The sequence below is a fragment of the Streptomyces sp. NPDC014676 genome (assembly GCF_043084105.1).
Classification (GTDB): domain Bacteria; phylum Actinomycetota; class Actinomycetes; order Streptomycetales; family Streptomycetaceae; genus Streptomyces.
The window spans coordinates 713992-725699 of the sequence record NZ_JBIBZI010000001.1; the positions used below are offsets into that span (position 1 = coordinate 713992).

At 73.2% G+C, this 11708-nt stretch carries 12 protein-coding genes and 1 tRNA gene; 6 read left to right on the plus strand and 7 right to left on the minus strand.

Annotation, left to right across the window (positions count from 1 at the left end; translation table 11 throughout):
- Positions 1-2667 carry a phosphoribosyltransferase gene (locus ACF1DX_RS03270; protein WP_391789729.1) on the plus strand — a complete coding sequence of 889 codons (2667 nt, stop codon included), beginning with the start codon at positions 1-3 and terminating at the stop codon, positions 2665-2667.
- Positions 2667-3479: an HAD family hydrolase gene (locus tag ACF1DX_RS03275; protein WP_391789526.1), complete on the plus strand. Its 813-nt coding sequence runs from the start codon at positions 2667-2669 to the stop codon at positions 3477-3479. The genes ACF1DX_RS03270 and ACF1DX_RS03275 overlap by 1 nt, the downstream gene beginning before the upstream one ends.
- A 43-nt stretch (positions 3480-3522) precedes the next feature.
- Here the strand turns inward: ACF1DX_RS03275 and ACF1DX_RS03280 are convergent, their stop codons facing one another.
- Positions 3523-4311 (minus strand): DedA family protein, encoded by a 789-nt coding sequence (locus ACF1DX_RS03280; RefSeq protein WP_391789527.1) that lies wholly within the window; start codon positions 4309-4311, stop codon positions 3523-3525.
- Between the two features lie 131 nt (positions 4312-4442).
- Here ACF1DX_RS03280 and ACF1DX_RS03285 point away from each other — a divergent pair, with 131 nt between their 5' ends.
- Positions 4443-5585, plus strand: a complete 1143-nt coding sequence (locus tag ACF1DX_RS03285; protein WP_391789528.1) for a sensor histidine kinase — start codon at positions 4443-4445, stop codon at positions 5583-5585.
- Positions 5576-6220, plus strand: a complete 645-nt coding sequence (locus ACF1DX_RS03290) for a response regulator (RefSeq protein WP_391789529.1) — start codon at positions 5576-5578, stop codon at positions 6218-6220. Before ACF1DX_RS03285 ends, ACF1DX_RS03290 begins: the two co-directional genes overlap by 10 nt.
- A gap of 32 nt (positions 6221-6252) precedes the next feature.
- On the opposite strand, the gene ACF1DX_RS03295 is transcribed toward ACF1DX_RS03290, so the two are convergent.
- The 3 genes from ACF1DX_RS03295 to ACF1DX_RS03305 all read right to left on the minus strand — a co-directional run bounded on the left by ACF1DX_RS03295 (position 6253) and on the right by ACF1DX_RS03305 (position 8748).
- Entirely contained in the window at positions 6253-6474 is a 222-nt protein-coding gene (locus tag ACF1DX_RS03295) for a zinc ribbon domain-containing protein (protein ID WP_085574165.1), read from the minus strand.
- A 37-nt stretch (positions 6475-6511) separates the two neighbouring features.
- A complete protein-coding gene (locus ACF1DX_RS03300) occupies positions 6512-7951 on the minus strand; it encodes a hypothetical protein (RefSeq protein ID WP_391789530.1) in 1440 nt (479 codons plus the stop codon).
- Positions 7952-8025: 74 nt separating this feature from the next.
- Positions 8026-8748 carry a DUF4097 family beta strand repeat-containing protein gene (locus tag ACF1DX_RS03305; protein WP_391789730.1) on the minus strand — a complete coding sequence of 241 codons (723 nt, stop codon included), beginning with the start codon at positions 8746-8748 and terminating at the stop codon, positions 8026-8028.
- Between the two features lie 304 nt (positions 8749-9052).
- Between ACF1DX_RS03305 and ACF1DX_RS03310 the strand changes: the two genes are divergently transcribed.
- Positions 9053-9124: transfer RNA gene (locus tag ACF1DX_RS03310), tRNA-Val, on the plus strand.
- A 71-nt stretch (positions 9125-9195) separates the two neighbouring features.
- On the opposite strand, the gene ACF1DX_RS03315 is transcribed toward ACF1DX_RS03310, so the two are convergent.
- Positions 9196-9537, minus strand: coding sequence for a hypothetical protein (locus ACF1DX_RS03315; protein WP_391789531.1), 342 nt, complete (start codon positions 9535-9537; stop codon positions 9196-9198).
- Positions 9538-9603: 66 nt separating this feature from the next.
- Between ACF1DX_RS03315 and ACF1DX_RS03320 the strand changes: the two genes are divergently transcribed.
- Positions 9604-9837, plus strand: a complete 234-nt coding sequence (locus ACF1DX_RS03320) for a DUF2277 domain-containing protein (RefSeq protein WP_030859483.1) — start codon at positions 9604-9606, stop codon at positions 9835-9837.
- Between the two features lie 265 nt (positions 9838-10102).
- Here ACF1DX_RS03320 and ACF1DX_RS03325 read toward each other — a convergent pair whose 3' ends face one another.
- Both ACF1DX_RS03325 and ACF1DX_RS03330 read right to left on the minus strand, forming a co-directional pair.
- Positions 10103-10696: a VTT domain-containing protein gene (locus ACF1DX_RS03325; protein ID WP_352384731.1), complete on the minus strand. Its 594-nt coding sequence runs from the start codon at positions 10694-10696 to the stop codon at positions 10103-10105.
- 336 nt (positions 10697-11032) lie between these two features.
- Positions 11033-11485: a DoxX family protein gene (locus ACF1DX_RS03330; protein WP_391789532.1), complete on the minus strand. Its 453-nt coding sequence runs from the start codon at positions 11483-11485 to the stop codon at positions 11033-11035.
- Between the last annotated feature and the right edge of the window lie 223 nt (positions 11486-11708).

Genomic DNA, 11708 nt, shown 5'->3' on the forward strand with positions numbered 1-11708 from the left:
ATGCGCCGACCGGTGCGTCACGGAACCCGGGCCGGCGAGGACATATGGTCCGGCAGCTGGGTCACGGAACGGCTCGGCGTCGAACTGGCCGGGGACGAGAGCCTGCCCGGCCTGCTGGGGCTGGCACTGCGCCGCAACCCCAAGCGGGCCCACCTGCTGGTCTCCAACGTCCTCGGCAAGCACGTCCCCCAGTCCCCGTCCGTCGTGTACGGCCACGGCGTCGCGCTCGGCCGCCGGGTGCGGGAGCTGCTGGGCGACTCGGCGGAGGACGCGGTCGTCCTGGGATACGCGGAGACCGCGACCGGCCTCGGCCACTCCGTCGCCGACGGCCTGGGCGTCGCCCCCTACCTGCACTCCACCCGCCGCCCGGTCACGGGGACCGCCACGGCCGGCGGCTTCGAGGAATCCCACTCCCACGCCACGTCCCACCTGCTGCTCCCGGAGGACCCGTCCTTGCTGGCCGGGGACGGCCCGCTGGTCCTGGTCGACGACGAGTTCTCCACGGGGAACACGGTGCTGAACACCGTCCGGGATCTTCATGCGCGGTATCCGCGGGGACGGTATGTCGTGGTCGCCCTCGTCGACATGCGGTCGCCCGCCGACACCGGCCGCCTGGACGAGTTCGCCCGCGAGATCGGGGCACGCATCGACCTGGTGACGACCGCGTCGGGCACGGTGCGGTTGCCTGACGGCGTCCTGGAGAGGGGCCAGTCCCTGGTGGCGCGGTACGAGAGTGCCGCGGGGGGCGATCGGGCGTCTGCGGGCCCGTCGGGGCCGGTCGCGCGGTTCCCCGCGCCCCTTGAGGGTGCTGATGGTCCCGCGAGCTTCGAAGCCGACGCTCGGACAAACCCCCCGGGGGCGCGGGACGCGGTCGAATCCGCGGCCACCGCCGCGGGGGCGCGACCGGCCACCTCCGGCCCGCACCCGGCCGACGGGCCCGGCCGCACCACGCGAGTGGACCTGCGCTGGCCGGACGGTCTCCCCGACGGCGGTCGCCACGGCTTCACCCCCGCACACCGGGCCCGCCTCGAACACGCACTCCCCGGCATGGGCGCCCGCCTCGCGGAGGCACTCCCCGACGACACGCGCCGCGTCCTCGTCCTCGGCTTCGAGGAACTGATGTACACCCCGCTGCGCCTGGCAGGCGAGCTGGAGCGGACCACCGGCGCCGACGTACGCTTCTCCACCACCACCCGCTCGCCCGTCCTCGCCGTCGACGACCCCGGCTACGCGATACGCACCCGCCTGGTCTTCCCCGCCCACGACGATCCCGCCGACGGCCCCGGCGAGCGCTATGCCTACAACGTCGCCGGCGGCGGCTTCGACGCCGTCGTCGCCGTCGTCGACTCGGCCGCCGACACCCCCGCACTGCACGCGCCCGACGGCCTGCTCGCCCGGCTCGCCGCGCACACCCCGCAGGTCCTCCTCGCGGTCGTACCGTCCTACGTACCCGCACCTCAGGACGCCCCCAAGGACGCCCGACCGGACGCCCCCGAAAGGCCCGCCACCATGCTGCCCGAGCCCCTCAGAGGCCCCGCCTTCTCCTCGTACGCGTCCGAGGAGGTCGGCTGGCTGCTCCAGGACCTCTCGGACGTGACGCTGGAGGCGCCGACCGAGGAGCGCGAGGAGGCCATCCAGAGCGGCGGCGCCCACTACGCGGAGTCGCTGCCCGTGGAGTACCAGCCGAGCGAGCAGTATCAGGAACTGTTCCACGCGGCCCTGAACGAGTCGGCGGCCCGCCTGGCCCACGCGGTGGGCGTGGTCACCGAGACCGTGCTCGCCGAACGGTCCCCCCGCCCGGTGCTCGTCTCCCTGGCCCGCGCGGGCACCCCCGTGGGCATCCTGATGCGCCGCTGGGCGCAGTACCACCACCGACTCGACCTCCCTCACTACGCTGTCTCGATCGTCCGCGGCCGGGGCATCGACGCCAACGCGCTGCGCTGGCTGGCCGCCCACCACGACCCCCGGGACGTGGTCTTCGTCGACGGCTGGACCGGCAAGGGCGCCATCACCCGCGAACTCGCCCAGGCGATCGAGGAGTTCGAGAAGGCCGAGGGTGTCACCGGCTTCGACCCGGAGATCGCGGTCCTGGCCGACCCCGGCTCCTGCGTCCGCACCTACGGCACCCGCGAGGACTATCTGATCCCCTCCGCCTGCCTCAACTCCACGGTGTCCGGCCTGATCTCACGCACCGTGCTCCGCGCCGACCTGGTCGGCCCGCACGACTTCCACGGCGCCAAGTTCTACCGCGAACTCGCCGGCGCGGACCTCTCGGTGGCCTTCCTGGACGCCGTGGCCGCCCGCTTCCCGGAGGTCACCGACGCCGCCCGCGCCCAGGCCAAGGAACTGCTCTCCACCGACCGCACCCCCACCTGGGAGGGCTGGGCGGCGGTCGAACGCATCAGCGAGGAGTACGGCATCCACGACGTGAACCTCGTCAAGCCCGGAGTCGGCGAGACCACCCGGGTGCTGTTGCGCCGGGTGCCCTGGAAGGTGCTCGCCCGGGCCGGAGCCGGCAGCGACCTCGACCACGTACGCCTCCTCGCTCAGCAGCGGGGCGTCCCCGTCGAAGAGGTCGACGGACTCCCCTACACCTGCGTCGGACTGATCCACCCCCGCTACACCCGTGGCGCCACCGGCGCCGACGGCAAGGCGGTGACCCGCTGATGCCCGTCATCGTCGCCAGCGACCTCGACCGCACGCTCATCTACTCCGCCGCCGCCCTCGCCCTGACCATGCCGGACGCACGGGCACCCCGGCTGCTGTGCGTGGAGGTCCACGAGAGCAAGCCCCTGTCCTACATGACGGAGACGGCGGCCCGGCTCCTCACCGACCTCGGCGACGAGGCCGTGTTCGTCCCCACGACGACCCGCACCCGCAAGCAGTACCAGCGCATCAACCTCCCCGGCCCGCCGCCGACCTACGCGATCTGCGCCAACGGCGGACACCTCCTCGTCGACGGCGTGTCCGACCAGGACTGGCACGCCCGGGTGCTCGCCCGGCTGGCCGACGAGTGCGCCCCGCTGTCCGAGGTCCAGGAACACCTGCTGCGGACCGCCGACCCGGTCTGGGTGCGCAAGCACCGGGTTGCCGAGGACCTCTTCGCCTACCTCGTCGTCGAGCGGGAGCTGCTGCGCGAGGAGTGGGTGAAGGAACTCGGGGAGTGGGCGGAGAACCGCGGCTGGACGGTGTCCCTCCAGGGGCGCAAGATCTACGCTGTGCCCAAGCCCCTCACCAAGAGCGCGGCCATGCACGAGGTCGCCCGCCGTACCGGAGCCGACCTCACCCTCGCCGCCGGCGACTCCCTCCTCGACGCCGACCTGCTGCTCGCCGCCGACCAGGGCTGGCGCCCCGGCCACGGCGAACTCGCCGACGCCGACTGGACCGCCCCCGCGCTCAGGGCCCTCCCCGAGCGGGGCGTCCTGGCCGGCGAGCGCATCCTGCGCGAGTTCCTGCAGACGGTGCGCTCACCCAGGTGAGGCCGTACCGGCCGAGAGGCCGTACGTCCGTGCGGCCGGGGCGTCAGCGGTGGCGTCGCAGACTCATCGTGTCGGCGGAGCCGGACCCGTGGGCGGGTGCGCCCCCGTCGGCGTGCTCGGCACCGGCGGCCGGGTGCGACGGGCGTATGTGATCCGTGCCCGCTCGCCCGTCCCGCCGGCGGCGGCCGTCGCCCGAGCGCAGCAGCCGCAGGACCACGAACGCCACCAGGGCCAGCGCGGCCACGCCGAGGACCACCTTCGAGTACGCCGACACGATGGTCGACACCTGCTCCCAGTTGTCCCCCAGCGCGTACCCCGCGAGCACGAACGCGGTGTTCCAGATCGCGCTGCCCAGCGTGGTCAGACCGAGGAACAGCGGCAGCCGCATGCGCTCCACGCCGGCCGGCACCGATATGAAACTGCGGAAGAGCGGAATCATCCGGCCGAGGAACACCGCCTTCGGCCCGTGCCGCAGGAACCAGGCCTCCGTCCTCTCGATGTCCGCGACCTTCACCAACGGCAGCCGCTCCGCTATCGCCACCGTCCGGTCCCGGCCGAGCAGCGCGCCCACCCCGTACAGCGCGAGCGCGCCGATCACCGAGCCGGCGGTCGTCCACAGCAGCACGGCGAGCAGACCCATCCGCCCACTGCTCGCGGCGAAGCCCGCCAGCGGCAGGATCACCTCGCTGGGGATGGGAGGGAAGAGGTTCTCCAGCGCGATGGCGAGGCCGGCCCCGGGGGCGCCCATGGCGTCCATGAGGTCGTTGACCCACTGTGGTCCGGCGCTCCCGTCCGCGGCCGCTGTGATCGTGTGCGCTGCGATGGCTGTCATGCCTGCCACGCTAAAGAACCGGAGCTGAAGGAACGCTGAGGAAAACCGCACGATGCCCTGCGGTACTCCGCAGCAGCGATTGCGGTTTTCCGCAGTGTGTCCCCGTGCCGCGTCCGACTAGCCTCGCGATCATGCGAGACATGGCGCGACGCGTGACGCGGTGCGCGGTGGGGCTGATCTGGGGCGCCGCCGCGGCCGTCGTCGAGCTGCTCTACACCGTCCTGGCCGGCCTGCCCCTCCTGCTCGTCGTGGCCTGGCCGCGCGGCCGTCGCGCCGTGCTCCGCCTGGTCCTCGCGGGTGCGCGAGGACTGACGGAACTGAACCGCACCCGACTGCGGACCTGGTTGGGAGCACACACCTCACCCGCGTACGAGGACACTCAGGCCCTGGCATACCTGGCCTGCCGCTGGACCCTGGGTGTCCTGGGCGCGGTGGTGATGCTCTCGGTGGCGATCGGCCTCGGGTACGGCACGTCGTGGCTGTACCTCTGGCTGCTGGTCGACGAGATACGCACCCCCGGAGCGGTCACCCTCACCTCCCTCGGAGGGCTCTTCCTGCTCTTCCTCGCCGTCCAGGGGATAGTCGGCGTGGCCGAACTGGAGGGGAAGCTGGCCCGCCGCCTGCTGGGCCCCCGCCACCAGGACGCGCTGGAGCGGCGCATCGCCGAACTGTCCGCGAGCCGCGCGGCCGTGGTCGACGCGGTGAACGACGAGCGGCGGCGCATCGAGCGGGACCTGCACGACGGAGTGCAGCAGCGTCTGGTCGCGCTCGGCATGCTGCTCGGCCGCGCCTTGCGCAGCGAGGACCCGGCCCGCACGGACCGGCTGCTGCGCCAGGCCCACGGGGAGAGCCGGAACGCCCTGGACGACCTGCGCGAGGTGGCATGGCGGATCTACCCCACCACACTGGACGGGGCAGGGCTGCGGGCGGCGCTGGAGACGGTCGCCGAGCGGGCCTCCGTCCCGGTACGGGTGGAGTACAGGCTCAACCGGGAGCCCGAGCGGGCGGTGGGGACGGTCGTCTACTTCGTCGTCTGCGAGGCCGTCACCAACGCGGTGAAGCACGCGACACCGACCCGGATAGTGGTCGAGGTCGGATCGAAGGAAGGAGCGTTGTACGTGAGTGTCGAGGACGACGGCAAGGGCGGCGCGAACGCGATGGGCAGCGGACTGTTCGGCCTCGCCCGGCGGGTCGCCGCACTCGACGGCCGCCTGGAGGTGCGCAGTCCGCCGGGCGGACCGACCCTGGTGACCGCGGAGCTGCCGTGCGCCTGATCCTGGCCGAGGACTCCACCCTGCTCAGAGAGGGCCTGGTGCGGCTGCTGGCGGAGGAGGGGCATCAGGTGCTGGCCGCGGTCGGCAACGCGGAACTGCTGTTGCGGGCGGTCGCCGAGGACCCGCCGGACGTGGTGGTCGCCGATGTGCGGATGCCGCCCACGCACACCGACGAAGGGCTGCGCGCGGCCCTGGAGATCCGCCGGCGCTGGCCGTCCGTGGGAGTGCTGGTGCTCTCGCAGTACGTGGAGAAGCGGTATGCGACCGAGCTGCTGACCGGCGAGTCGGAAGGAGTCGGCTATCTGCTCAAGGACCGTGTCGTCCAGGTCGACGAGTTCCTGGACGCCCTGGAGCGGGTGGCGCAGGGACGCGCCGCCTTCGACCCGGAGGTCGTACGGCAACTGCTCGGCCGTACGACCCACACCGACCCGCTCGCCCGCCTCACCGCACGGGAGCGGGCGGTGCTGGCCGAGATGGCGCAGGGACACACCAACGCCGCCATCGCGCGGCGGCTGCACATCTCGCAGAGCGCGGTGGAGAAACACACCAACGCGATCTTCGACAAGCTCGGACTGACAGGAGGTGAGGGATATTCGCGCAGGGTGCTCGCGGTGTTGCGCTACCTCGGCGGCTGACGTGCGGCCGGCGGCCGGGGCCCCGGCGGGGGTCAGCCGCAGCAGCCGCCACCGCAGCAGCCGCCGCCACCGCCACCACCGCCCGCGCGGGGAGCCGGGGCCGCGGCGGTACCGGCCACCGCGACCGTGGAGAGGAGCTTGACCGTGTCGTCGTGACCCGCGGGGCAGGCCGCGGGCGCGGAGGACTCCGCCATGGGGCGGCTCAGTTCGAAGGTGTCGCCGCAGGTCCGGCAGCGGTACTCGTAGCGAGGCATGGGCACAGGTTAACCGGCTCGGCCGGCCTGGTGACGGTCAGTGGGCGGCGCCGCCGCGTTCCTCCCGGATCCGGGCCACCACACGGCTCACCGTCGCCCGTACCTCCTCCGTCTCCGTCAGGAAGTGCCAGTAGTCGGGATGGCGGCCCCCCAGTCCGGCGACGGCCCGCTCCAGGCGGGCCACGGAGTCGTCCAGGGGGCGGGCGTGGCGAGGGTCGGGAGTGTTGCGGCCGGCCATGGCCAGACGCTGGGCGTCCCGGATGGCGAACCGGGTGCGTTCGATCTCCTGCCCGGGGTCCTTCTGCACCGCGTTCAGCCGCCGCAGCCGGTCGCCGGCGGCCGACACCGCCTCGTCGGTCGCGTTCAGCAGCGCCCGCGCGGTCGACAGCAGAGCGGTCGCGTCCGCCCAGCGCTGCTCCTGGCGGGCCGCTTGGGCCTCGGCGAGTCTCGCTTCCGCCTGGCCCACGTTCTCCGACGCGACGTCGGGGACGTGCTGCAGGTCCTGCCAGCAGGCGGCGGTGAAGCGTCGGCGCAGTTCGCTGAGGACCGGTTCGACCTGTCCGGAGCGGGTGGTGAGGGCCTGGGCGCGGGTGCGCAGGGAGACCAGCCGGTGGTCGATCTCGGCGGCCCGCTCCGGCAGCCGGTCGGCCTCGGCGCGGACCGCCTCGGCCTCGCGCGTGACCCGCTCGGCCCGCTCCAGGGTTCCCGGCACGCCGTGCTGCCCCGCGCCCTGGTTCAGCTTGGTCAGTTCCGGGGAGAGCGCGGCGAGCCGGGCGGCGAGATCGTCGGCCCTCAGGCCCGATCCGCGTGCGGTGTCGAGGGCGTTCGAGGCGGCGAGCAGCGCCTGCCGGGCGCGTTCGACGGCGGGCGCGAGCCGGGCGAGCTGGGTCTCGGCCTTGCCGAGGAGGGAGTCGAGCCCGGCGGTGAACCGGTCCAGCTCCTGCTTGACCCGGCCGAGCTCGTCCTTGGCGGCGGTCAGCCGGTCGCGGGCCTGGGAGGCGGCCGAGGCCTCCAGGTCGTCGCGGTCCAGGTCATGGGCATCGACGGCGCTGATGTACCGGTGACTGGCCTCGTCGATGCGCCGGCCCAGCGCCTCGAAGTCGGCGACGGCGCGGCGGGCGGCGGGGGAGTCGTCGACCGCGGTGATCGTCTCGATGGAGATCCGCAGGTCGCGCTGGGCGGTGTCGAGTTCGTAGAAGGCGGCGGCCGCCGCGTCCTTGGCGGCCTGTGCCTCGGCCCGCTGGTTCTCGGCCCGCCCGCCGAACCAGCGCCGTGTCCCGCCCCCGGCGAACGCGGCGGGCAGCACCAGCGCCGCGACCAGCGGCATCCCCACGAGGGCGAGCACGTCCCGCAGCGCGCCGCGGGCCCGGCGGGCACCTGGCCGCGGAGGAAGCGGAGGAAGAGGAGGCACGGCACGACGCACGCGAGGCACGCGCGGCTCCGACGGCGAGTACGGCTGCGCTGGTGTCGCCGTCACATCCCTCTCCCGTACTGTCGTTCGCCCTGCCCGATGTCATTCTCCCACCGGTAGAGGACGAAGACACGGGTCGGTCAGTTCGCCGTGCGGACGGTGAGTTCGCCGTCGCCGGTGCGCGCGGTCACCACGTGGGAGCTGGAGTCGTCGCGGGGCACGGACACGTCCTCGGCGCCGTCACCGGTCCCGGTGTCCACGCGGTAGGAGGCCCGCGGCAGGTCGATCGTCAGGGAACCGTCGCCGCTGCGGGAGTCCACCAGGTCGGGCACGGCGGCCAGTTCGAGGTGGACCGAGCCGTCACCGCTGTGGGTGCGCACCGTACGGGAGGAGACCTCCGCGCGCACGGACCCGTCACCGGTGCGCAGTTCCAGCGGTCCGGTGGAGTCCGTGACACGGACCGAACCGTCCGTCGTGCGGATGCTCAGCGCGTCGCGGAAGCCCCGCGCCCATACGCTGCCGTCCTTCTCCTCGACCTTGACGGAGACGCCGCGGGGCACCTCGACGCGGTGCTTGGCGGAGCAGTCGGCGACGAGCCCGGAGCACTTCTCCCGCAGCACCAGCCGGTCGCCGTCCATGGACCAGGTGACCTCCGGGTCCATGCCGATGGCGACGGTGCCCTGGAACCAGCGGGTGACCCCGACCTTGCCCGACGGGTTCTCGTCCGAGGCGACGATCTCCAGGGCGGAGTCGTCGGAGTCGATGGTGAGGGTCCTGCCGGGCAGATCGAAGGACCGGCGGTCGGGATCGTCGTCGTCGGCGGCCGACGCCCCGCAGGCGCTCACACCCGCGACGATCACCATGGCGGACCCGGCGAGGGCGAAGGCGCGTGTCCACGCGGCACGGCGGCCGGAGGCGGGGCCGGCTATCCGGGCGGTACGGGTGGTGGTGCGGGTCATGACGGTCTCCCCCTGGGACGGACGGTGGCGCTCACCGGTGGTGTCCGGACGCTCCTCGACCGTACGGACGGGGAACCCGCGGGGGGATCCGGGCGGCTGGCGGATCCGGGGTGGGGATATCCCCCGGTGACCGCCGGTGGGGGTGTGCCGGTCCGTGTCCCCGGGCATGTAGGCTGTCGACTCGACCTGGGCGTACGGCCCGGGTCCCGGGTGCGTAGCTCAGGGGTAGAGCGCCTGCCTTACAAGCAGGATGTCGGCGGTTCGAAACCGTCCGCGCCCACCGGGACACAGGGCCTCCGGAGTTGCTCCGGGGGCCCTTGGCGTTGTGCCTCCCCGGTCCTTCCGCCCGTCCTACGAGGACTCCTCCGTCTCCTCGCGGATGTGCTTGAGCCGGGAGCGGGCGTGCACGCGGTCGGCGCCGGTGAGTCCGGTCCAGTAGCGGTGGGTGCTGACGAACACCGCGAGCTCGTGCTCCCGCTGCCGGAGCTTCTCCACCTCGGCCTGTTCGTCGGCGGTCCAGCCGGGTGAGGCGGGGCGCTCGATCCTGCGCCAGCCATGGTCGTCGCTGAAGCCGTCGAGGGGCTCGACCGACCAGGGGAGCCGCTTCAGCAGGGCGGACAACTCGCCCCGGACCTGTCGCAGTTCCTCCTGACCGGCGAGGAGGTCACTCGGAAAATCGTAGGTCGCAGCCACGATCCAATGATACGCCTGTTCGATTTTGGGTGGCGAGTCACCGAAGGGGCGCGTCAGACTGAGGGCATGTGCCGGAGTATCAAGACCCTGCGTCCGCCCGTGCAGCCCGAAGAGGCCACGGAAGAAGAGATCCGGGCCGCCGCCCTGCAGTACGTGAGGAAGGTGTCCGGGTTCCGGGCACCGGCCGCCCACAATCGGGAGGTGTTCGAACGGGCGGTGGAGGCGGTTGCGTCGGCGACGGCCGAGTTGCTGGACGGGTTGGAGGTGCGCGGGGGCGCTGCGCGGCGGGCGGCGGGGTAGGGCCGTTGGTGCCGGTGCCGGTGCCGGTGCCGGTGCCGGTGCCGGTGCTGTGGCTGGGGGGTGTCGCGCAGCCCGGCGTTGTGGGGTGCCTCCCCCGGAGGGGGTACCCCCAGCCCACCCTCCCCCCGCTCTCGGTTCCTCCCCCACTCTCGACTTCGCTCGAGCGGGGGGAACCCCCATGAGCGGGGGACCCCCATCGCCCTGGGGGTACCTCCCAGGCCTTCAAGGCACTGGGGGAGGCACGACTGCCCGCAGCCGGGGTGGGTCACGAAGGACGTGGGTGGCGGCGCATCAGGTAGCCCGCGCCCGCGCCCGCCGCGAAGAGCGCACCCACCGATACCGCCGTGGCCAGCCAGGTCGCGCCCAGCCAGTGGGCGCCGAAGTAGCCGAGGGCCACGCTGTACGCGGCCCAGGACAGCCCCGCCAGAGCGGACCAGGGGAGGAAGTCGCGGGCGCGGTGGCGTGCGGCGCCCGCGCCGAGGGAGACCACCGAGCGTCCGGCCGGGGCGAAGCGGGCGAGGACGACCAGCGCGCCGCCGCCCCGGGCGAGCGCCGCGCCGAGACGTTCCTGCGCGCTCTTCAGCCGCCGCGAACGGGCGATCGCCCTGTCCAGCCGGGCGCCGCCGCGCCAGGCGAGGCGGTAGGCCACCAGGTCGCCCAGGACGGAGGCGGTGGCGGCGCACAGCGTCAGCACCAGGATGTCGGGCACGTCGGTCGCGGTGCCCGCGGCCGCAGCCGTGGCCGCGGTGATCACCAGTACTCCGCTCGGCAGGACCGGGAGGAACACGTCGAGCAGGACCGAGAGGGCCACCACCGCATAGATCCACGGGCTGCCGACCAGCGACCCCAGACTCTCCACCCGAACTCCCCCGTGGCTCCCCCGCAGGGCCGCGCCGTGCCGCGCTGACGCGGGGCGCGGCAGGAGTGGCAGGAGTGGCCGATGACAGCCATACAGCGTACGCCCGGTGAGTGACGGAAAGGTCACGGGGGGTTCGCGTGCGCGGTGCCTGGCGTTCCCCCTCTCTTTCCCCGCGTAAAGAGGAAGGGTGCCCTCCCCCTTTGCCCGGGGGAGGGCACCCGTGCAGCCCCATGGGTCCGTGCGGCCTCGTGAGTCCGTGCCGGTCTCGTGGGCCCGTGCCGGTCTCGGTGGGCCCGTGCCGGCCCCGTGGGCCCGGCGGCCCCGTGGGGAGGACGGTCAGGCCGCCACCGGGGCCCGCTCCGCCTCCCGTCCGCTGTTCGCCGACGAGCGCTTGGTGACCAGGCGGTCCAGGCCGAGGGCTCCGGAGCCGGTGAACACCAGCAGGAACATGGCCCAGCAGTACAGGGCCGCGCCCTCGCCGCTGTTCTCTATCGGCCACAGGGCCTCGGGCTGGTGGACCTTGAAGTACGCGTAGGCCATCGCGCCGGACGAGATGAACGCGGCGGCGCGGGTGCCGAGGCCGAGCAGGACCAGGGTGCCGCCGACGAGTTCGATCAGGGCCGCGTACCAGCCGGGCCAGGTGCCGGTCTCGACGGCGCCGCCGCTGCCGTCCGCGCCGCCGAACAGGCCGAGCAGGTCCCTGGCGCCGTGGCAGGCGAAGAGCAGCCCGACGACGATGCGGAACGCGCCCAGGGCATAGGGCTGGGCGCTGTTGAGGCGTTCGGTCATGTGGGGGGTCTCCTTCGGTCAGGCCGGCCCCCGGGCGGGACCGGTCCGGGGGACGGAACCGAGTCGGCTCCCCACGTTAGGTGTCCCTAACTCATACTTGCAAGTTCAACATTTAGCCCTTGAGTTTGCCCTGATTCGGCTGTTCACGCACCCGCTCCCGCCGGTCAATACGGCGTCCGCCCCGCCGTCATGACCATCGGCGTGACCGGATCCGCACCACGGT

Coding starts and splice junctions, on each gene's coding strand:
- ACF1DX_RS03280 (WP_391789527.1), bottom strand. CDS start 4,311: ATGACAGCCATCGCAGCGCACACGATCACAGCGGCCGCGGACGGGAGC.
- ACF1DX_RS03295 (WP_085574165.1), bottom strand. CDS start 6,474: ATGCCTCGCTACGAGTACCGCTGCCGGACCTGCGGCGACACCTTCGAA.
- ACF1DX_RS03305 (WP_391789730.1), bottom strand. CDS start 8,748: ATGGTGATCGTCGCGGGTGTGAGCGCCTGCGGGGCGTCGGCCGCCGAC.
- ACF1DX_RS03330 (WP_391789532.1), bottom strand. CDS start 11,485: ATGACCGAACGCCTCAACAGCGCCCAGCCCTATGCCCTGGGCGCGTTC.
- ACF1DX_RS03270 (WP_391789729.1), top strand. CDS start 1: ATGCGCCGACCGGTGCGTCACGGAACCCGGGCCGGCGAGGACATATGG.
- ACF1DX_RS03275 (WP_391789526.1), top strand. CDS start 2,667: ATGCCCGTCATCGTCGCCAGCGACCTCGACCGCACGCTCATCTACTCC.
- ACF1DX_RS03320 (WP_030859483.1), top strand. CDS start 9,604: ATGTGCCGGAGTATCAAGACCCTGCGTCCGCCCGTGCAGCCCGAAGAG.
- ACF1DX_RS03285 (WP_391789528.1), top strand. CDS start 4,443: ATGCGAGACATGGCGCGACGCGTGACGCGGTGCGCGGTGGGGCTGATC.